Here is a 21593-nt window from a genome sequence, read left to right on the forward strand (position 1 = left end):
TCTCGAATGGCATCCAAAATAGGAACCGCCGTATGCGGAACCGCACGTACGGTGGTGTGGGAGGTCGGTAAGTGTGAAAATAGGAGGCAAATGCCTTTTGTGATTAGCATTTACCTCCTACCCGATTTTCTGATTAGGTCTCCTAAGAAAAATTATTCTGCACCCTTAGCTACAGTCTTCTTCTCAGCGATACGAGCCTTCTTACCAGTAAGCTTACGCAAGTAATACAACTTAGCGCGACGAACCTTACCACGCTTGTTCACCTCGATAGAATCGATAGCTGGTGACTCGATAGGGAAGATACGCTCAACACCTACAGTACCAGACATCTTGCGAACTGTGAAACGCTTCTTGTCACCATGACCAGAGATCTTGATAACAACACCACGATAGAGCTGGATACGCTCCTTTGTACCCTCGACGATTTTGTAAGCGACTGTGATAGTATCACCTGCCTTGAACTCAGGGAACTTCTTGCCGGTTGCAAATGCTTCTTCAGCAACTTTAATCAAATCCATTTTTTGTATAAAATTAAAAATTGTTTGTCGTTCCAACGCAACATGGACTTGGACAACACTTCTGCCCAGACAACAGCGGTTACGCCGAAAAGCGGGTGCAAAGTTACTACTTTTTCTTGTATCTCGCAAATTTTCAGTCACTTTCTTCACTTTTTCCCTTTGTTTTTTTGTTTTCTTTACTTCTGCAATGGAATTTTCTCGCCGATTTTGCCGATTTCGTAGATTTATTTTGTATCTTTGCGCTCTAAAAGTATTTAGTGTATTAAGTATGAAGAAAAAAAATAGTATCAAGATTTACCTTGCTTCGGCAGTCATGCTGCTGATGGCAAGTCCGGCTTTCGCCCAGAAATACAAGGTGGCGAAGGTGGAGAGAACCCGAATATTGGTTGATCAGAAATGGGATGCACAGCCTGCTGCTGAGGCTGACAGGTTTATCGCTCCTTATAAGAGTAAGGTAGACAGTATCATGGGCCCTGTTGTAGGTCATATTGCTCATGATATGACCCGTCATCGTCCGGAGAGCGAACTCAGTAACTTGCTCTGTGACATCCTGGTATGGGGTGGCAAGCAGTTTGAAGAACAGCCGGTTTTCGCTGTTTACAATATGGGTGGCATCCGTTCTAATCTTGCCAAGGGCAAGGTTACTGTAGGCGACGTGAACGATATGGCTCCTTTCGAGAACAAGATCTGTTTCCTGACGCTGAAGGGCGATAAGGTGCTGGAACTTTTCCAGCAGATAGCTCATCGTGGAGGCGAAGGCTTGAGTCATGCCGTTAGGATGGTTATCACCAAGGATGGCAAACTGAAGAGCGTTACGCTGAACGGTGAACCTGTTGATCCGGAGAAGAGTTACCGCATTGCTACCCTCGATTATCTTGCCGAAGGTAATGACCAGCTCGTTGCCTTCAAGAGTGGAACCGATGTCGTGGCTCCTAAGCAGAAGGAGAACAATGTGCGCTACATCATCATGAATTATTTCCGCGAGATGAAGGCACAGGGCAAGGTGGTGGAATCTAAGATTGAAGGCAGATGCGTTGTGGTGAATGAATAATTGATAATGAATAATTTATAGTTCTGATGAAACATACATTATTATATATAGGTCTGGTTCTGGCATCTTTCGTGATGCAGCCAGCAGCCGTTCAGGCTAAAGCTAAGAAAGAGGCAAAGGTGGTAAAGCAGCTCGTAGTGCTCCATACCAACGATACGCATTCATGCGTGATGCCAATCAATCCGAATCTCGCTGATACAGCTACTGCCAACCGTGGCGGTTTCCTCCGTCGGGTGGCGATGATTAAGCAAGAGCGTAAGGCGAATCCCGATTTGCTGCTTTTCGACAGTGGCGATTTCTCACAGGGTTCACCTTACTATTCTCTCTTCAAGGGAGATGTAGAAGTAGGCTTGATGAACGAGATGAAATATGATGCCGCTACCATCGGTAACCATGAGTTCGATTTCGGAATAGACAACATGGTGCGCATCTTCAAGATGGCGAAGTTTCCTATCGTCTGCTCCAATTACGATTTCACCGGTACTGAACTGGCAAATATCGTAAAGCCTTATACCATTATCAAACGCAAGGGACTGAAGATTGGCGTCTTCGGCTTGTGTCCGGAACTCGCCGGCTTGGTAACCGAAGCCAACTACGGTTGCATCAAATATCTCGATCCTATCGCCAAGGCAAAGGAAATGACAGAGATATTGAAGAAGAAAGAGAAGTGTGATGTCATCATCTGCATCTCCCACCTGGGCTGGAAGATAGATGGCATCGACGATTCTGAGGTAGCCCCAGCCACCCGTGATATCGACCTGATACTGGGCGGTCATAGCCATACCTACTTCAAGCAGTTGGAGTATCTGAACAACCTTGATGGCAAACCGGTGCCAATCGACCAGAACGGCAAGAGCGCTATCTGGGTTGGCAAGATGACTTTGGATATCGTAAAGAATAAATAAATCTTATATAAAGGCAAAACATAAAAAGACTCCCCGAAAAGCTCGGGGAGTCTTTTTTATACCTTATAATCATATCTTTTATTCCTTGTTGGAAGAAGCATAGAGGCCGATGCAGGCACCGATGAAGCCACCGCTCTTCTGAGTACTCAGATTAGAGGCATCCACACCCTTGGCAAGAAGCTGCCAGTTGCCACCTTCCTCAGCATAATAGAAATCATAATATCTGTCATGACCTTCTACCTTCAGCTTCAGCTTGCCAGCCTTGATAGGAGCAGAGGCGATAGTAACATTGTTCTTCTCGGCACGGGTCAGGGTAATCATCAGCTTGCCCTTCTTCATGGTCTTACCCAATACGAAGTTGTGGTCTTCCTTCTGGAGAAGTGCCAGACCTGCGATGTCCTTGTCGTTGCGAGGCGTGAAGTTGAGCGAAGTCTCGGCAGTGAAGGTACCGTGCTGCTGACGAGCCCAGATGGCAGACATTGGCTCACGCTTGTAGATGTTGCCAGGCAAGAGATTCAGCGTCAACTTGCCATTTTCTACCTTGTAGCAATCCACAGGGTCACGGAGGAACATCCAGCGGTTGGTGTCTATTCCATTCTGATTGATTGTTATCTCATGTTCACTCTTGTTGCCTTTCTTGTCGGTTATAACAAGTGAGCCACTCTTGGTATTCTCAAAATTGTCTGTATATTCGAAGTTGCCAGAATAGAGGTTCTGTCCGTTTGGCTTCAATCCTGCCTTCTCACCCACCGTAGCGATAGGAGTATTCTTGGCAAGAATCTCTGGCCATCCATTCTTCCAGGTTACCGGCAGGAGATAAGTATCGCGACCTGTGTTGTACATATCCTCTTCATAAGGACGGCAAGCCAGGAATACAGCCCACCAGTTACCCTTGCCATCTTCTACGATGTCGGCATGACCGGCACTTGATACTGGGTCCTTGCGGTTAGGGTCGAGACCGGTACGCTGGGTAAGGATAGGGTTGTTAGGGCATTCCACCCATGGTCCCATCGGATTCTTGGCACGCAGGATAACCTCGCTGTGCCATCCGCCTGTACCACCTTCTGCACACATCAGATAATAGAACTTGCCCTTCTTGAAGAGGTGAGGACCCTCAATCCAGATAGGACGCGCCTCTACATGGGTTCCGCCACGCAGAATCTCCTTGAAGTCGCCCTTGATGCTGTCGCCCTTCACGTCGAATTCGAAGCAGCGGATAGAGCGTTGACCTTCGTAATCGGCACCGCCAACTACCGGACCGTTATGCACGATATATCCCTTTCCGTTGTCATCGAAGAAGAAGCTAGGGTCGATGCCGTCAATCTTCTTCAGATAGATAGGCTCGCTCCAGCCTTTGGAAGGATCTTTTGATTTTACAAAGAAGTTGCCGGCTCCCACATTGGTGGTAATCATATAGAAAGTCTTGTTCTTCTTGTTATAGCTGATGGCTGGTGCAAATATACCACCCGAAACGTGCTGTCCCTTCAATGGAACCTGTGATGTGCGGTCGAGAACATGACCGGCAGGCTGCCAGTTGACCAGGTCTTTACTGGTTGAGAGAGGCACACCTGGGAAGAAGGTAAACGAAGAGTTTACCAGATAGTAGGTGTCGCCTGCGCGGCAGAGTGATGGGTCTGGATAGAAACCAGCCAGCACTGGGTTGTAATACTGGTGAGTCTTGTCAATTTCAACATTGAAGCGAGCGTCATTGCCCGCATACTTGAAATAGTCAAACTCAGCTGTCTGCGCCTGTGCTGCGGCAGCAAGCGTCAGGGAAAGCGATAAGATTGCAATTTTCTTCATTTTATTATTGGGTTTAAATTTACAGAATGAGTATCTGGATTCATGGCTGAAACATGTATTCAGAAAACTGCTGCAAAGTTACCGCTTTCCTTTTAAATATACCCCCACAGAATGTTACCAACACTTTATGGGGTGTATCATAAACTTTTCGATTTGTAACAAATACTTTATTTCAGGAAACATCTTGCCTTTTCGGTTGTGAAAAGGCTAGAGTTTCCGGTGTGCCTGCATATAATCGCGAGGCGAAGAGCCATAAAGGTTCTTGAACATGGTGCTGAAGCTGGCTGGGTTGGAGAAACCACAGGTAAACATGATGTCTGATATCGTCTTGTTAGAGTGGCTCAGCAACTTTTCGGCATACTGCAGACGGGTATTGCGGATGAAGGCATGTGGTGTCTGGTTGGTCAGTTCCTTCATTCGGCGGTGCAGATGCACACGGCTCAGTCCTACTTCGCGGGCAATCATATCCACACTCAGGTCCTCATTATCCATGTTATCATTGATTACCTTCATCACCTGTTCCATCAGCTGGTCTTTTGGCGACTGGTCTTTTTCTATAGCTAGCTGCTTGTCGCTCTGGCTCTCGCTGCCCGTAAACTTGTTTTTCAAAGTACGGCGCACGTTGAGCAGGTTGATGATGGTGCGGCGCAGGATGTCTATATTGAACGGTTTCACCACATAGGCATCGGCACCCGACTGCAAACCGGTCAGCTGGTCTTCCTCTCTGCTCATCGCTGTAAGCAGAATCACCGGAATATGGTTGGTGTTCACATTGTTCTTGAGCTTGGTGCAGAGCATATTGCCGTCCATCTCTGGCATCATGATGTCTGAGATAACGAGGTCTGGCTTCTGCTTTATAATCTCCGGCAGCGCCTCTTTTCCGTTGCAGAAGGTAAGGATATTGTAGGTTTCCTGAAGTTGGGTCTTCAGGAAATCACGTATAGCCTCATCGTCTTCTACCACAGCGATGGTGCTCTTTACCTTGCTCATGAACTCTTCTTCGGTGCCATTGCCTGCATCGGTAGCATTCTCTTCGTTTTCTTCCTCCATGTTTTCTTCCAGTTCCTTAATTTCTTGAGCAGCCTGTGGCTCCGGTGCATCTGTCATTTCTTCCGGTTTCAGATGCTCATTACCCAGAGGCAGCGTGATGAGGAACTGGCTTCCTTCCTTCCAGTCGGCTTCATCAAGTGTATTGTTGTTGGCGGCTGTGATGGTTCCGTAATGCAGTTCCACGAGCGAGCGGGTCAGGTCGAGACCGATTCCCGTACCTACATTCCGGTCGTTGGAAGAGGTGGTACTCTGATAGAAGCGCTGGAAGATGGTTTCGAGCTTATCCTCTTGAATACCCTTGCCGCTGTCCTTGATGGCGATGCGGACATGATGCGGAGAGTGGGAGAGGGTGATACGGATTCTGCCACCTGCAGGAGTAAACTTGAAGGCGTTTGACAGGACATTCATCAATACCTTGTCAAAGTTGTCGCGGTCTATCCATACCGGGAGAGCCTCGTCTTCGTGTTCAAAGGTGAATTGGATGCTCTTGGCCACCGCCTGCTGGCAGAAGAGTTTGTATTCATCGCCAATGAAGGCAACCATATCGGTTTGGCTCATGTGCATCACCATCTGTCCTTTGTCAATCTTTCTCAGGTCCATCATCTGGTTAATCAGGTGCAGGATTCGTTCCGAGTTCTTACGCATCATATCGTAGATGCCCTGTCGGTGAGCGTCTTTATCTTCCTTGATCAGCGTGAACAGCGGGGTGAGGATAAGGGTCAATGGGGTACGGATTTCGTGGCTGATGTTCATGAAGAACTTCAGTTTCGCTTCGCCCATCTCTTCGGCATGGATATGCTGCTGCAATACAAGCTGATCTTCCATCTTGCGCTTGCGATGCTTGATATAGAGCAGACAGAGTCCCAGGAATGCAAGCAGATAGCAGAGTCTTGCCCAGATGCTGGCGTACCAGGCTGGGTGAACGATGATGGAGAACTCCTTGACTGGGGTTTCGTATCCGTTGCAGATAGCCTTGACACGGAACTTGTAGGTGCCGGCTGGCATATGGGAGAATGACAGCTCGTTTATGCCAGGCTGTATGGTTCGCCAATCCTCATCATTGATGCTGTAGGCATAACTGATCTGCTCTACATTATTATATGTAAGAGTTGACAGCTGGATGGTGAAGGTGTTGTCATCATACGACAAGGAGAACTTGTCGCTGTTGTATACCCCTTTATCTGTGATGGTATAGATGCCCGATTCCATATCCTGGTATACAGGTTTGTTACCCACAAGAAGTCCTGATATGGTAACTTTCGCCTGCCAAGGATGCTGTTTTACCTTGTCCGTATCAAACCAGTTGATACCGCCGGTTCCGCCCATCACCAGCAACTTTCCTCCCCAGAGCGTGCAGACTGCTGCATCGCTGAACTCATTGCTTTGCAAGCCATTGTCTGAGTAGTATTTGTTGATAGTTCCTTTTTCTGTATCTACCTGGTTTAAGCCACAGGTAGTTCCTATCCAGATTCTGCCCTTGTAATCTTCTATGATGCTGGCTGCGCTGTTGTCTGAAAGTCCGGTTTCCGTGTTGTAAATCTTCGGATTGGCATATCCCTTCTTCGGATCATAGCAGATTGCTCCGTCTTCCGTGCCAAACCAAACGCGGTTCTTGCTGTCTGAATAAACGCAATGAGAGAAACAGCCCTTGTTCAGACAGTTGACGCCACCGAATGTGGAAGTCCAGCTGTTCTTCTGCTGGTCATAGCAAGCCAGACCTACAGAAGTGGCAACGAAAACCCGCTTACCATCTTTTGAGATGCTGAGTTTCACGAGGTAATCGTTAGGAATACTGTTCTTCTTCAGGTTGTTATCTGCACCATATAGTGCTTTCCACTGCTTGATGCTTCCATCTGGAGAAAGGCGGAAGAGTCCTTCGCCCATGGTAGCAAACCATATATTGCCCTGCGGGTCTTCCTGGATATCGAAGATGCCCGCCTGGTTGCCAATGCCAAGGCTGAATGGATGGAAAGACCCCCCCGCATCTATAAATCCGATGCCGTCAGTATAGGTTCCTACCCATGTTCTGCCCTTCTGGTCTTTGCAGAGTGTCAGTACCGTGGTGTTGCTTAATAAATGGCTGTTGATACTACCGGTTTTTAGGTCAAAGAGATAAAGACCATCCTTGTCGGTTCCCACCCAGACCTGGTTGCCCTGATTGGCACACAGACTTGTGATGCTGTTTTCGCCTATCACGTTGCGGTTGCCCAAACGGTAGCCCATATAGTTGAAATCACATTGAGCCTGCGACTGCATGAATACGCCCTTCTGGAGCATACTCACCCAGATGTTTCCCGTAAAATCTTCTATAATGCTGGTAACCTTGCTCTTGGCAAGATTTACTTCACGGCTGAACAGAGGATTATTTTGCAAGAATCCTGTTATAGGATTATACACGAAGATACCCATACCGTCGCAACCGATAAACAAGCGCTGGTCGCGGCTGATATAGATGTTGTCAATAGGAAGATTGCCAATGCCGGCTATCTTGGTGAAGGCGGTTGAACCAGCCTTGAGAAGGTAAACACCTTCATTCTTGGTAGCAAGATAAATGTTGCCCTTGTCGTCTTGCCTGATATCTTGTGTGTTAAGTTGCTCTGTTCCCATGATGCGTGAAACAAGCTTGCCGTTCTTTTCTTTCCGTAACAGCTTTCCGTTTTCCAGGATAATCCAGAGCCTTTCTTGTTTGTCTTCCAGAATTTTATGTATGTATTTCAGGTTCTCCACTTCTCCTTTCATGGTGTAACAGGCGTTTGCATCTGTTTTCTTGGTCATGATGCCGTAACCGGAGGTAACGACAGCAATATCGCCATTGTGCAAACGGCTTACCTGGGTAACGTAAGTGTTTATAGGCTTATTTCTTGAATCGAGCATGGGTACGTTGCAGAACCTTTTACCATTAAGTATAAGTAGCGACTTGTTTGTTCCCAGCACAATACACCCCTTTTCATCCTGTGTTATACAGTTGATATAGTTGCTGTTGAGCCCGTTACTGTTGTCGTAGGTTTTTCTGATGACCATAAAGTTATAGCCATCATAGATATTCAAGCCGTTACGGGTGGCAATCCAAATGAAACCATTTGAATCCTGGAACACCTGAGTGGCAAGGTTACTCGAAAGCTGGTTGTCTGAATTGAAAAGTTTTCCTCGCTGCGCCATCATATTCTGCGCAGTGAGATTGAAGATAAACATCAGTAAAAGACCGATGTTTCTCATTGTTCTGAGGTTTGATTTCATCGAAATCATCATGATTCTTGGTTTCATTGTCTTTTGGCTTTTTTATATTCGTTTGCAAAAATACGAAATTAATGGGAAAATAGTGCACGAAAATATATATTTTTTATAGGTTTGGATTAAAAAGATGTTAAAATGTTACGTAGGGTAAATATGATGTTACATGTGATACGATAGAAAAACTATTAGTTACTTATCATAAAGTATATATAATAGATTCGGAGTATCTTTGCATCGGTTTTTAAGTTATGTTGATTTTAGTAGTTTTGAATATGTAGGTTAGTTAGGTTTATATATAATAGGTTTATAGAATAGGTTTAGAATTTCTAAAAGATTTTGATATTATGGTTTTTATAGAATCATGATTAATTGGTTTTCAGGAATGGTGCGTAGTGATTACGCGCCATTCCATTTTAAAAGACCAGCATCCTTTTCTGTAGACTTGAACCTGGCATTCCTTCATAATATAATAAGGTGACTGACAATAAATGATAAATCTAAAAATAATTCTAACAATGAACAGAAAGAAATTGTTAATATCACTCGCTATGACTATGCTGTCAATGGCGGGACTGGCTGCCGATAATCTGCCGGCACTTCGTGTGCAGGGTAAGAATCTGGTAGATGCCAATGGTAAGACTGTTGTCTTACATGGTGTGATGGATACGCCGAACCGCTACTTCAATGGGTGGAGATGGCAACAGTGGAAGGCTGACTATTCGGAGTCTGACATAAAACCTTGCTTGGAATATTTCTCTAAGCAGTTCTCGGCTATCACCGACAAGAAGCAGGGTGCTTACTGTACCGTATTCCGACTGCACATGGATCCATGCTGGACCAACGATCCGACAAAGAAAGCAGAAAACGAGGCAGATATCTCGGCATTCAATATGGCGCGCTATCGTCGCTTTCTCCAGAAACTCTACATTCCTCTCATCAAGGATGCCATCGCTCACGGACTTTACGTCATCGTCCGTCCACCGGGTGTCTGTCCGCAGAACATCAGTGTAGGAGACAAGTATCAGCGCTACCTGAAGGCTGTATGGAAGGCATTTGCTGCCGATGAATACATCAAGCAGAATGAAGGTATCATCTCTATAGAGCTTGCCAATGAGCCGGTAAGCGTTCATCTGAGTGATGGTTCCAATTCAGAGAAAGCCTTGCATGATTTCTTTCAGCCGGTAGTGGATGTGATTCGTGAACAGGAGTTCAAGGGAATCATCTGGGTTCCGGGTGCCGGTTATCAGAGCCAATATCAGAATTACGCCAAGTATCCTATTACCGATAGCGAGGACAACTTCTCTTATGCAGTACATGTTTATTCCGGATGGTATAATGCCAGCGACAATAACTGTAATCACAATGCCTTCATCAAGCAATTCCAGGCTCAGGTGCCTATGGTTACCAGTAAACCTATCATGGTAACGGAGATAGACTGGAGTCCGGAAGATCCAGACAAGAAGAGCGAAGGTCACTACAATGAGATGGGACAGTGGACGCAACCTAACCTGGGAAGCTGGGCAACAGCATCTACCTCGAAATGGGGATTGGCATGGAAGGCAGTTCACGACCACTTTGGCAACATCGGAATGACAATTACTCATCCACAGGAATATTACGATATTGATGAGTACTTGAAGACCGGAATCGTGCGGCCAGGTTTCCAGAATGCCAAGAAGCACGGACTGTTCGAAGAGTGTTGCGGCTATGCCTGTATGAACTGGTATAAAGAATGGTATTTGAAACAAAATACAACAGGAATTAAACAATTAGAAACCCAGGCAGACGTGGTTTCCACCTTTATAATATAGAAGGAAAAGAGGTAGAAAAGCCAACTACAGGTGTTTATATAATAAAACAACTGTTAAGTAATGGAAAAATGCGTTCTCGCAAGGTTTTTCTGAAATGATAAAGTTTCTGTTACACCACGCAAAGTAAGTTTCGAAAGAAATCCATACCTTTGCCGCCGTGAATAAACAATTTTGTGCACGCCTAAATTTTTAAAGCATAAATCAAAAATGAATAGAACATGATTGAACAAGTGTTAACAATGAAACGGACAGCAGCCTTATGCTTGGTGGGAGCTTTCTGCAGCCTGAATGCTCAGGCTCAGAAGATTCATGTCAAGGGTAATCTTGTTGACGGTACAGGTGAACCTCTGATTGGTGCCACTGTAAAAGTAAAAGGTAATGCCAGCGTCGGTGCGGTCACCGACTTTGACGGTAACTTCAACATCGATGTGCCTTCTGAGAATTCTACTCTCGTATTTACTTACGTAGGTATGAAGACCAAGGAAGTAAAGATCGGTAAGAAGAGAGAGTTCAAACTCTCACTGGAAGACGACAATGCCATCGGCGAAGTCGTGGTCGTTGGTTATGGTCAGCAGAAGAAGGCATCTGTCGTGGGTTCCATCACCCAGACCACAGGTGAGGTCTTGGAGCGTGCCGCCGGTGTCAGCGACATTGGTGCTGCCTTAACTGGTAACCTTCCTGGTGTGGTAACTGTTCAGGGCAATGGTATGCCTGGTGAGGAGGAGCCACAGATCATCATTCGTGGTGCTAGTTCTTGGAACAACAGTGACCCTCTCGTCCTAGTCGATGGTATCGAGCGTCCTATGAGTAGTGTAGACATTGGTTCTGTAGAGAGCATCTCTGTATTGAAGGATGCATCTGCCACTGCCGTTTATGGTGTGAAGGGTGCCAATGGTGTCATCTTGATTACTACCAAGCGTGGTAAGGAAGGCAAGGCTAAGATTGATGTGGGCTTCAATGCTACATTGAAGGCTCCTTCTAAGTTGCCTAACAAGTATGATTCATACGATGCCTTGATGTTCCGCAACAGGGCAGTGGAGCATGAGTTGGGTGTTTCTCCTGAATCTTGGTCTTACATCCGTCCTCAATCATTTATTGAGAACTATCGTAACCAGACCACACAAGAGCAGCGCGAGCGTTATGCTAACGTGGATTGGCAGGATGCCCTCTTCAAGAAGAGCGCCATGTCATATAATGCCAATGTCAATGTGAGCGGTGGTACAAGCTTCGTGAAGTATTTTGCTTCTGCCGACTTTGTACACGAGGGTGACCTCTTCCGTGAGTATGATAACGGACGTAACTATAACTCTGGCTATGGATACAATCGTATCAATGTGCGCAGTAACTTGGACTTCTCTATCACTAGAACTACTACATTAAAGGTAAATGTATCTGGTTCTAATGGTGTGCGCAAGGCTCCTTGGAGCAACATGAGCAATAGCGAGTGGCAGATAGGACAGCAGTGGGCTGGTGCTTATAACATCGCTCCAGATGTATTCTTACCTCAGTATAGCGATGGCTCTTGGGGTTATTATCCAAATGCGTCTAACGTAAGTAACTCTGCTCAGAACCTCGCCATCGGTGGTACAGCGCAGGCTACTACTACTCGTATCAATACCGACTTTACCTTGGAGCAGAAACTCGACTTCATCACCAAGGGCTTGAACTTGCGTGGTACCGTTTCTTGGGACAACGTATTTGTTGAGACGAGCCGTGGTATCAATGACTTGAACAATACAGCTCAGACCAAGTATATTGATCCAGAGACTGGCAATATAACATATGGTCAGGTATATGAGTCAAACAATAAGTTCGACTGGAAACAGGGCGTTAACTGGAGTACTTCAGGTGGTTCGGTTGATAACAACCAGACTGTTCGCAATCTTTACTATCAGTTGCAGCTCAACTGGGCTCGCAAGTTCGGACAGCATGATGTTACAGCCATGGGTTTGTTCTCTCGTCAGGAGAATGCACGTGGTAGTGTGATGCCTACTTACCGTGAGGACTGGGCGTTCCGTGCTACTTATAGCTATGCTGGTCGTTACAACATCGAGTATAACGGTGCTTACAACGGATCAGAAAAGTTTAGCAAGGACAATCGCTTCGCCTTCTTCAATTCTGGAGCTATCGGTTGGACCATCACTGAGGAGAACTTCATGAAGAATCTTCGTGACAAGCACATCATTGATATGTTGAAGTTCCGTGCATCTTACGGTGAGATTGGTGATGACAACCTAGGTCCAGACCCATTTGATTCTACTCGTCGCTGGCTCTACATGAACCAGTGGGCATACGGAGGCAACACAGTGATGGATCTTGACCATACCAACAGTATCTACACATGGTATCGCCAGAATACATTGGGTAATAAAGATGTGAAGTGGGAGACTGTGAAGAAGACCAACTTCGGTGTCGACTATGGTTTCTTGGGTGGTTTGATTACCGGTTCGCTCGATTTCTTCTGCGACCGTCGTAACGACATTTTGATCTTTGGTAATAACCGCTCCATCCCATCTTACTTTGGTACTACAGCTCCTACTATCAATAAGGGTAAGGTTCGTACCAGTGGTTACGAGTTGGAGTTGAAGCTCAACAAGAAATTTGCCAATGGCATCCGCCTCTGGGGTAACTTCAATATGACCCATGCCAAGAACAAGGTGCTCTTGAAGGATGACGCTCAGCTCACTCCTAACTATCAGAAGGAGGCAGGCTACTCTATGGGTCAGTATCGCTCATACATTGATCGTGGCTTTATCAACGACATCGATGACTTGATAGGTTCTCCAGCTCATGAGTCTAACGACAACCACCGCTTGGTAGGCGATTACTACATCGTAGACTTCAACGGTGATGGTGTGGTAGATAGCAAGGACTCAGCTCCAGTAGGTTATAGCTCAAACCCTCAGAATACATACAATGCCACTATCGGTATCGAGTATAAGGGCTTCTCTGCTTTCGCTCAGTTCTATGGTGTAACCAATGTAACTCGTGACGTAACCTTGACAAGCTTTGGCAATAAGTTGAACAATGTTTATGACACTGGTACTTGGTGGGACAAGAACGAGTCTTCTCCAGAATCTATCATTCCTCGTTGGGGTGCTACCCAGTCTGATTACAGCAATGGTACTCAGTTCCTCTATGATGGTTCATACATCCGTCTGAAGAACGTAGAGATTGCTTATACTTGGACCAAGGGTTGGATCAAGGCTCTCGGTATGAACTACCTCAAGTTATACTTGAATGGTAACAACCTCTGGCTTTGGACTCGTATGCCTGATGACCGTGAGGCTAACCTCGGTGGTGGCGGTTTCCTTGGAGCATATCCTACAGTACGCCGCTTCAACTTAGGTGTTAAATTCTCATTGTAATATTAAAATGAACATTCAAATGAAAAATAAGATAAAGAATTTTTTGTTGATGGGATGCGTCTCGCTGGCTCTCGGCACTTCGCTCAACTCTTGCCAGGACTATCTTGACAAGGAGGCCGATTCTACAGTCTCAGAAAATGACGCATTTGTAAACTTCCGTAACTTTCAGGGTTACGTAGAGGAGATTTACAACTGTATCCCTGATAAGGAAAAATGTAACTGGTGTCCTTCTTGGAACTGGGGTGATGATGAAATCTTCAACCCAGAGGCTGATGGCCGTATGACACACCAGGTAGACTTGGGCAACTTCCGTGCTTGGCAGACCACTGGTAACTGGCTTTACAAGGATGGCAGCAACCCTACATCTACAGATAAGTTCAACCACTCACTTTGGCCACATGCTTGGTATTGCATTCGTAAGGCTAACCAGGGCTTGGCTAATCTCGATAAGTTGGTAGCTAGCAAGGCAGAGAAAGACCTCATTGCTGGTCAGCTTTACTTCTTCCGTGCATGGTGGCACACTGAGTTGATGCAGTACTTTGGTGGTTTGCCATACATTGATACCTATTTGGATCTCAATTCAGAGCTCAATTTGCCTCGTCTCTCTTATCAGGAGTGTGCAGAGAAGGCTGCTGCTGATTATCGCAAGGCTGCCGATCTGTTGCCTATCAACTGGGACAATGAGTATGATGGTGCTGCCACACAGGGCAAGAACGACCTTCGTATCAACAAGATCATGGCACTCGGTTATCTGGGCAAGACTTATCTCTGGGCTGCCAGCCCATTGATGAAGGATGGCGCACAGGTAGGAGCTAGCAAGAATGGCAAGACATACGACTATGATGAGGAGTTTGCCAAGAAGGCAGCTGAGGTCTTCGGTGAGTTGCTCACATTGGTTGAGGGTGGCCAGACACAGTATGGGTTGGCTGAGTTCAACTATAAGGACATCTACAATCATGAGCGTTCTGCCGATGCTACCTCTTGCTTCTCTGATATCTTCTATACCAAGAAGCAGAACTGGAAAATGCCTGGATCTATTGAGGCAATCTTCCGTGGTCCATCTTCAGACTTCAACGGCTCTAACTGGAATACCTCTAAGGTCTTTGGTCCTAAGGTACAGAAAGTAGTTGCTCATGATAATGCCATTCACCAGCCTACAGCTAACTTGATAGCTGCTTACGGTATGGCTAATGGTGAGCCCGCTTACATCGTAGAGAATGGCAAGTTGGTTCCTAACACAGCAGGTGGTTTCGATCCTACTCATCCATATAAGAACCGTGACCCACGCTTCTATCACGACATCGTGTTTGATGGATTCAAGTATCTGAATGGTACTCCTGGTCAGTGGGCTAACTTGCAGTACTGCCAGTTGTATACAGGTGGCAATATGCGTCCAGTGGCTAATGCCAGCCGTACAGGTTACTTCATCCAGAAGTTGGTGCCTCATACATGTAATGAGGTGGATCGTGACTACGATTGGGGTTCAGCATTCCACTGTTACTTGCCATACATGCGTTTGGCTGACATCTATCTGATGTATGCTGAGGCTTGTGCTGCGTTTGGTGGTGCTTCTGGCAAGGCTACTAACTTTAGCAAGACTGCTGAGGATGCCATCAATACCCTTCGTGATCGTTGTGGCGCTGGTCATGTGGCTCCAGAGTATGTAGCTGATGCACATAAGTTCATGGACGAGGTTCGCCGTGAGCGTGAGGTGGAACTTGCTTTCGAGGGCTTCCGTTTCAACGACTTGCAGCGCTGGTTGCTCCTGACCGAGGCTCCTTACAATGTAAAGTACTCTGATGAGTTTGACCGTGTGGAGAGTGCCGATTTCTACAAGAATAATGACCCAGCTGATGCTCAGGTGGCTAACTTCCACCAGGAAGAGATCTTGACTCGTCACTTCACAGCCAAGCACTATTGGTTCCCATTGCCTATCAAGGATGTTTATCTCTATCAAGAGCTTAGTCAGAATCCTGGTTGGTAAAATAACATTATATAGTAATACTAAAATAAGAATGATAGTATGAATTCAAAATTCAAATCATATAATTCAAAGTTCCTGTTGGCAGGTCTTGTGTCATTGGCTCCTATGGCTGCCGATGCCAAAACTGCTGCTGAGAACGAAACCGATACCGTTGCTGCCGACAAGGAGATGGTAAATGTGGCTTATCGCAAGGTAGCCAAGGGTGACATCTTGGGCGGCGTTTCGGTAGTCGATGTAGAGGGATTGATGAAGAAAAACTACCACACTTATAGCCTTGACAACATGCAGGGTTACGTGGGTGGTTGGAATGGCAACTCTCTCTGGGGCATGGATGCTGACAATGCAGGATACTTGGTATTGGTAGATGGTGTGCCTCGTGAGGCAACCAACGTGATGCCTAGCGAGATTGACCAGATTACATTCCTCAAGGGTGCGCAAGCTGTAGTGCTCTATGGTAGCAAGGCTGCTAAGGGTGCTGTGCTCATCACCACCAAGCGTGGCAAGAACGATGGCTTGAAGGTTGAGGTGCAGGCTAACGCTGGTCTCAATGTGGCTAAGTCATTCCCTGAGTATCTGGGCTCTGCTGAGTATATGACTCTCTACAACGAGGCTCGTGCCAATGACGGTTTGACTCCTCTCTACTCTGCTGAGGATATCTACAATCATGGCTTGGGCACCAACCCATATCGTTATCCTAATCTCGATATGTACTCTTCTGACTATCTTCGCAAGATGAATAGTCGCTACGAGGCTACTGCTGAGATTAGTGGTGGTGGTAAGCGTGCTCACTTCTATAGCAACATCAACTATTATCGCCAGGGCGACTTCCTGAAGTTGGGTGAGGCTAAGAACAATAACACTCAGCGTTTCAGTGTACGTGGTAATGTAGATGTCAACATCACAGATGACATCAAGGCTTGGGTCAACTCCAATGCCACATTCTATGATTCACATTCTGCTATTGGTGATTATTGGAAAGCAGCTGCTACTTGGCGTCCTAACTTCCCACAGAATGCTAGCCCATTGATCTCTACAGACATGATAGCTCCTAATGCCAAGGCTGCTTGGGACTTGATGAGTGTGGCTAAGCTGGTGGATGGCAAGTACTTCTTGGCTGGTACACAGGCTAACTCTTCTAACATCTTCGCAGATTACTATGCTGCTGGTAAGAGCAAGTATACTAGCCGCCAGTTCCAGTTTGATACAGGTGTTAACATCAATCTGTACAAGTTGTTGCAGGGCTTGTCTTTCGAGACTCGTTTCGCAGTAGACTATGCTACCTCTTACACCACATCTTTCAATAATAGCTATGCCATCTATATCCCAACATGGTCAAACATCGACGGCAAGGATATGATCGTAGCTTTGAAGAAGGAAGGTGAGGATAAGAAGTCTGGTGTACAGAACATCGCTAATAGTGTGGACAATCAGACCATGCTCTTCTCTGCTCAGTTCAATTACGCCAATACATTTAATAAGGTACATAACCTCTCTGCGATGTTGATTGCCTCTGGCTATCAGCAGTCTAAATCAGGTGAGTATCACAAGACATCAAGTGCTAATCTTGCCTTGGATGCATCTTATGATTACGCCAAGACTTATTATGCAGACTTCGGCTTGGCAGCTATCCACTCTGCACAGTTGGCTCCAGGTCATCGTGTAGGCTTCTCTCCTTCACTTTCATTGGGTTGGAGACTCAAGAACGAGAACTTCTTGAAGAACAGCAAGGTGGTAGACGATATGATGATCAGTGTATCTGGTAGCATCATCAACGAGGATATTGACTTGGCAGTAAATGGCAACAGATACTATCTCTATGACACCAACTGGCAGACAGCTGATGGTTATGGATGGTATGATGGTTCTGCTGGCAAGTACACATTCTCTAAGCGTTCTGCCAACAAGGATCTCGACTTCATCAAGCGTAAGGAACTTTCTGTCAACTTCAAGACTTCCTTGTGGCAGCAGATGGTAACATTGGATGCTAGCTTCTTCGTTAACTCGATGGAGGGTTATCTGATTTCTACTCCAACGTTCTATCCTTCTCACTTTAAGCCAGGCTATCCTGATGCTTCATTCATGCCTGTGCTCAACTTTAACAATAATCGCCGCATCGGTTTCGACTTCGCAGCTAACTTCAATAAGAAGGTGGGTGATGTAGACTTGCAGCTCGGCGTAACAGGTACTTATTATAACACCAAGGCTACCAAGCGTGATGAGATGAACGCATGGGATTACCAAAACCGTGAGGGTAAGGCTCTCGATGGTATCTGGGGTTATAAGTTTGCTGGCTTCTTCCAGAGTGAGGAAGAAATCAAGAACTCTCCAGACCAGAGCCGCTTGGGTAGTGACGTGAAGCCTGGCGATATGAAGTATGTGGATGTAAACGGTGATGGCAAGATCGACTCTTACGACCAGGTGTTCCTGGGCAAGGGTGGTTGGTATGGCTCTCCATTCACATTGGGTGTAAACCTCACTGCTAAGTGGAAGAACTTCACATTCTTCGCCCTCGGTACAGGCAACTTCGGTGCTTATGGCTTGAAGAACAATTCTTACTGGTGGGTAAAGGGTGACGGCAAGTACTCAGCTGTGGTTCGCAATCGCTGGACTAAGGCAACCAAGGAGACTGCTACTTATCCACGTCTTACCACACTCTCTGGTAGCAACAACTATCAGACATCAGACTTCTGGATGTACAGCACAGACGCTTTCCGCTTGGCTAAGGTTCAGATTACTTACGACCTGCCTAGCACACTCTTCCAGAAGACTTGGGTTAGGGGCTTGTCTGCTTATGTAAGCGGTGCCAACTTGCTCACTATCTCTAAGAACCGTGAGGTATTGGAGATGAACGTAGGTAGTGCTCCTCAGACACGCTATTATAATATAGGTGTGAAGGCTACATTCTAATCATTATTAAATGTATACAGAAATGAAAATTAATAAGTTATTTATATTAGCTGCATTGTCACTCTCGTTGGTGTCTTGCTCAGATCTCTTTGAGCCTGCACAGGAAAACAACCGTAGCTTGGATGAGATTTACGAAGAGCCTACTTATGCTCAGGGACTTCTCGGCTATGCTTATGCCATGCTTCCTTATAGTACCAAAAGTGTAACTGATGTGGCAACCGATGATGCTGTAAGCAATGATTTGTCTAACAGCTATCTGAAAATGGCTACTGGTTCGTGGGCTGCCAATAATGACCCTATGAGCAAGTGGACTAGCTGTCGTGCTAGCATCCAGTACTTGAACATCTTCCTTCAGGAGGTGGACAAGGTAGACTGGGCTAAGGACAAGGGTGCGCAGCAGATGTTCTGTGAGAGCCGTAAGGGTGAGGCTTATGCCTTGAGAGCTCTCAATATGTATTATCTCCTGATGAACCATGGTGGTTGGACAGAGGATGGACAGCTCCTGGGTGTGCCAAACTTGACAAAGCCTGAGGATACTTCTTCTGATTTCAACCAGCCACGTTCCACATTCCAGGCTTGCTTGGATCAAATCTATAGCGACTTGGATCAGGCTGAGCAGTTGTTGCCTTTGGATTACAATGATTTGACCAAGTCAGATCCTGTGCCAGAAAAGTACACTGCTATGGGCGTGGACAACTTTCAGGACTATAACCGTGTATTGGGTTCTCTGATGCGTGGTCGTGTGAGCGGTCGTATCGCCAAGGCTATCCGTGCACAGGTTTCTCTCCTTGCTGCCAGCCCTGCTTTTGCAGCTGGTACCAATGTGGATTATAAGCGTGCTGCTGATGATGCAGCCAGCTTGCTCGACTTGATTGGTGGTGTAAGCGGCTTGTCTGAAACAGGTAATTCTTGGTATGCTCAGACTGCGGAAATCGGCCAGCTGCAGTCTGGTGAATGTCCTAAGGAAATCATCTGGCGTGGTAATAAGACTAATGGTGCAGATGATTGGGACCTCGGTTTGAACCAGGAGGCTGATAACTTCCCTCCATCTCTCTATGGTAAGGGACGTATCAATCCTACCCAGAACTTGGTGGATGCTTTCCCTGCTGCCAATGGTTATCCTATCACAGATGAGCGCAGTGAGTATGATGACTTGGATCCTTATAGTAATCGTGATCCACGCTTGGATCTCTACATTATCTATAATGGCTGCAAGTATAAGAGTGCAACCATCAATACCGACATCACCACTGCCAACAATGACAATGGACTGAATAAGATTGGTAACTCTACACGTACTGGTTACTATATGAAGAAGCTTCTTCGTGAGGATTGTAATCCTAATCCAAATGCCAAGAACGCACAGTATCACTATCCTGTGTATATCCGCTATACCGAGATCTTCTTGGATTATGCTGAGGCAGCCAATGAGGCTTGGGGACCTAAGGGCAATGGCACACATGCTTATTCTGCATACGATGTGATCAAGGCTATCCGTCATCGTGCAGGCATCACAGATGATTCTTATCTTGATGAGTGCGCTAACGACCAGGCTAAGATGCGTGAGCTGATTCGCAATGAGCGTCGTATTGAGCTCTGCTTCGAGAACAAGCGCTTCAATGACCTCCGCCGCTGGAAGGCTCCTATCAATGAGGCTGTTCATGGCGTGGAGATTTCTACAGAGGCTGGTATTCCACAGTTCAAGGATATCACAGTAGAGGAAAGAAAATACGACGACTATATGTATTACGGTCCTGTGCCACAGACTGAAATCCTCAAGTGGGATCAGCTGAAGCAGAATGCAGGATGGAAAATTACAAACGACTAACATTTTATAATGATGAAAACTATGAAGATGAATAAATATTTCTCAATGGCTGCACTCGGAGTCTTGGCTCTGACTTTCGGCTCTTGTGAGAACGGCACGCCTGAGTTTGACGACTACGAGGGTGGCACATCAGTCTACTTCGCCCACCAAAACGTGGAGCGTGTATTGGTGTTGGGCAATGACGAGACTCGTGACAATACCAAGGACAACGAGCATATTATCAACATCGTGTCTACCATGGGTGGTGCTTACAATGGTAAGGACATCACACTGGATGTGGCTGTAGATAATTCGCTTTGTGACAACCTCTATTTCTCTGATGGCGTATCTCCTGTAAAGCCTATGCCTGCAGAGTATTACACCTTGGCAGGTAACACCATCTCTTATGGTGGCAACTTGCAGGGAAGATTACAGGTGAAGCTCAACGATGCTTTCTTCGCTGATCCTGCCTCTGTAAAGAATACTTATGTCATCCCTCTGATCATCAAAGATCAGAAGGGTGCTGGCAAGATCTTGACGGGTACTCCTTTCCAGGAGGGTGAAACTCCTGCGCTGACCAATAGCGATGCGTGGAAGATATTGCCTAAGAACTATGTACTCTACTGTGTGAAGTATATGAACCCTTGGGCTGGATTCTATCTGCGCCGTGGTACAGACAAGATTACCGAGAATGGTCAGACCACTGAGGAGAAGCGTGAGGGTGCAACTATTGAGAAGGACGAGGTTTGCCAGATTACTACCAAGAGCCTTACAGAGGCTATCTATCCTCTCACAGTCAAGAGAGTTGTGGGCAAGGATGCTGAGGGTAAGGATATCCTCAAGTCTTATACTTGCAACTTGAAGCTTACCTTTGCTAACGATGGTACTTGCACTGTTTCTTCCGAGACTGAGGGCGTAACTGCTACAGGTACAGGTAAGTTTGTGGAGAAGGGCGCTAAGCTGGCTTGGGGCAACAAGGATCGTGACATCCTGACTCTCCAGTATACCGTAGACTTCGGTGCTGTCAAGGTAGAGACAACCGACCAGTTTGTAGCTCAAACTCGTGGTAATACCAATGGCGTGGTAACTTTCGATACTCAGTATATCGTAAAGTAAGCTGCGGTAATTATCAATTAAGTATCATCTAATAATAGG

The 21593-nt window shown here is 46.2% G+C and carries 11 protein-coding genes; 8 read left to right on the forward strand and 3 right to left on the reverse strand.

Annotation, left to right across the window (positions count from 1 at the left end):
• Positions 1-152: 152 nt before the first annotated feature.
• Positions 153-518, reverse strand: a complete 366-nt coding sequence (gene rplS / locus ACWJAO_RS07935) for a 50S ribosomal protein L19 (protein ID WP_117695693.1) — start codon at positions 516-518, stop codon at positions 153-155.
• Positions 519-786: 268 nt separating this feature from the next.
• Here rplS and ACWJAO_RS07940 point away from each other — a divergent pair, with 268 nt between their 5' ends.
• Positions 787-1569 (forward strand): 5'-nucleotidase C-terminal domain-containing protein, encoded by a 783-nt coding sequence (locus ACWJAO_RS07940; protein ID WP_449139855.1) that lies wholly within the window; start codon positions 787-789, stop codon positions 1567-1569.
• Positions 1570-1643: 74 nt separating this feature from the next.
• Complete coding sequence (locus ACWJAO_RS07945; RefSeq protein WP_449139875.1) at positions 1644-2474, forward strand: bifunctional metallophosphatase/5'-nucleotidase; 831 nt, start codon at positions 1644-1646, stop codon at positions 2472-2474.
• A gap of 78 nt (positions 2475-2552) precedes the next feature.
• Here ACWJAO_RS07945 and ACWJAO_RS07950 read toward each other — a convergent pair whose 3' ends face one another.
• Both ACWJAO_RS07950 and ACWJAO_RS07955 read right to left on the reverse strand, forming a co-directional pair.
• Positions 2553-4277: a glycoside hydrolase family 43 protein gene (locus tag ACWJAO_RS07950; protein WP_449139856.1), complete on the reverse strand. Its 1725-nt coding sequence runs from the start codon at positions 4275-4277 to the stop codon at positions 2553-2555.
• Positions 4278-4484: 207 nt separating this feature from the next.
• Positions 4485-8591: a hybrid sensor histidine kinase/response regulator transcription factor gene (locus ACWJAO_RS07955; RefSeq protein WP_449139857.1), complete on the reverse strand. Its 4107-nt coding sequence runs from the start codon at positions 8589-8591 to the stop codon at positions 4485-4487.
• 485 nt (positions 8592-9076) lie between these two features.
• On the opposite strand from ACWJAO_RS07955, the gene ACWJAO_RS07960 reads away from it, so the two are divergent.
• The 6 genes from ACWJAO_RS07960 to ACWJAO_RS07985 all read left to right on the forward strand — a co-directional run bounded on the left by ACWJAO_RS07960 (position 9077) and on the right by ACWJAO_RS07985 (position 21554).
• Entirely contained in the window at positions 9077-10372 is a 1296-nt protein-coding gene (locus ACWJAO_RS07960) for a hypothetical protein (protein WP_449139858.1), read from the forward strand.
• Between the two features lie 239 nt (positions 10373-10611).
• Positions 10612-13740, forward strand: a complete 3129-nt coding sequence (locus ACWJAO_RS07965; RefSeq protein ID WP_449139859.1) for a SusC/RagA family TonB-linked outer membrane protein — start codon at positions 10612-10614, stop codon at positions 13738-13740.
• 19 nt (positions 13741-13759) lie between these two features.
• Positions 13760-15724: a RagB/SusD family nutrient uptake outer membrane protein gene (locus ACWJAO_RS07970; RefSeq protein ID WP_449139860.1), complete on the forward strand. Its 1965-nt coding sequence runs from the start codon at positions 13760-13762 to the stop codon at positions 15722-15724.
• 39 nt (positions 15725-15763) lie between these two features.
• The gene (locus tag ACWJAO_RS07975; protein ID WP_449139861.1) at positions 15764-18631 is read left to right on the forward strand and encodes a SusC/RagA family TonB-linked outer membrane protein; all 2868 of its coding nucleotides are present in this window, start codon (positions 15764-15766) and stop codon (positions 18629-18631) included.
• A 22-nt stretch (positions 18632-18653) separates the two neighbouring features.
• Positions 18654-20459, forward strand: coding sequence for a RagB/SusD family nutrient uptake outer membrane protein (locus ACWJAO_RS07980; protein ID WP_449139862.1), 1806 nt, complete (start codon positions 18654-18656; stop codon positions 20457-20459).
• Between the two features lie 21 nt (positions 20460-20480).
• On the forward strand, positions 20481-21554 hold the full coding sequence (locus tag ACWJAO_RS07985; protein ID WP_449139863.1) for a DUF5627 domain-containing protein: 1074 nt from the start codon (positions 20481-20483) through the stop codon (positions 21552-21554).
• The last annotated feature ends 39 nt before the right edge of the window (positions 21555-21593 follow it).

This window comes from Segatella sp., from assembly GCF_977051555.1.

What these genes read in the sequence shown, in the direction of transcription:
- ACWJAO_RS07960 (WP_449139858.1), top strand. Translation starts at nt 9,077, where the DNA reads ATGAACAGAAAGAAATTGTTAATATCACTCGCTATGACTATGCTGTCA.
- ACWJAO_RS07970 (WP_449139860.1), top strand. Translation starts at nt 13,760, where the DNA reads ATGAAAAATAAGATAAAGAATTTTTTGTTGATGGGATGCGTCTCGCTG.
- ACWJAO_RS07945 (WP_449139875.1), top strand. Translation starts at nt 1,644, where the DNA reads ATGCAGCCAGCAGCCGTTCAGGCTAAAGCTAAGAAAGAGGCAAAGGTG.
- ACWJAO_RS07965 (WP_449139859.1), top strand. Translation starts at nt 10,612, where the DNA reads ATGAAACGGACAGCAGCCTTATGCTTGGTGGGAGCTTTCTGCAGCCTG.
- ACWJAO_RS07955 (WP_449139857.1), bottom strand. Translation starts at nt 8,591, where the DNA reads ATGAAACCAAGAATCATGATGATTTCGATGAAATCAAACCTCAGAACA.
- ACWJAO_RS07980 (WP_449139862.1), top strand. Translation starts at nt 18,654, where the DNA reads ATGAAAATTAATAAGTTATTTATATTAGCTGCATTGTCACTCTCGTTG.
- ACWJAO_RS07985 (WP_449139863.1), top strand. Translation starts at nt 20,481, where the DNA reads ATGAAGATGAATAAATATTTCTCAATGGCTGCACTCGGAGTCTTGGCT.
- ACWJAO_RS07975 (WP_449139861.1), top strand. Translation starts at nt 15,764, where the DNA reads ATGAATTCAAAATTCAAATCATATAATTCAAAGTTCCTGTTGGCAGGT.
- ACWJAO_RS07940 (WP_449139855.1), top strand. Translation starts at nt 787, where the DNA reads ATGAAGAAAAAAAATAGTATCAAGATTTACCTTGCTTCGGCAGTCATG.
- ACWJAO_RS07950 (WP_449139856.1), bottom strand. Translation starts at nt 4,277, where the DNA reads ATGAAGAAAATTGCAATCTTATCGCTTTCCCTGACGCTTGCTGCCGCA.
- rplS (WP_117695693.1), bottom strand. Translation starts at nt 518, where the DNA reads ATGGATTTGATTAAAGTTGCTGAAGAAGCATTTGCAACCGGCAAGAAG.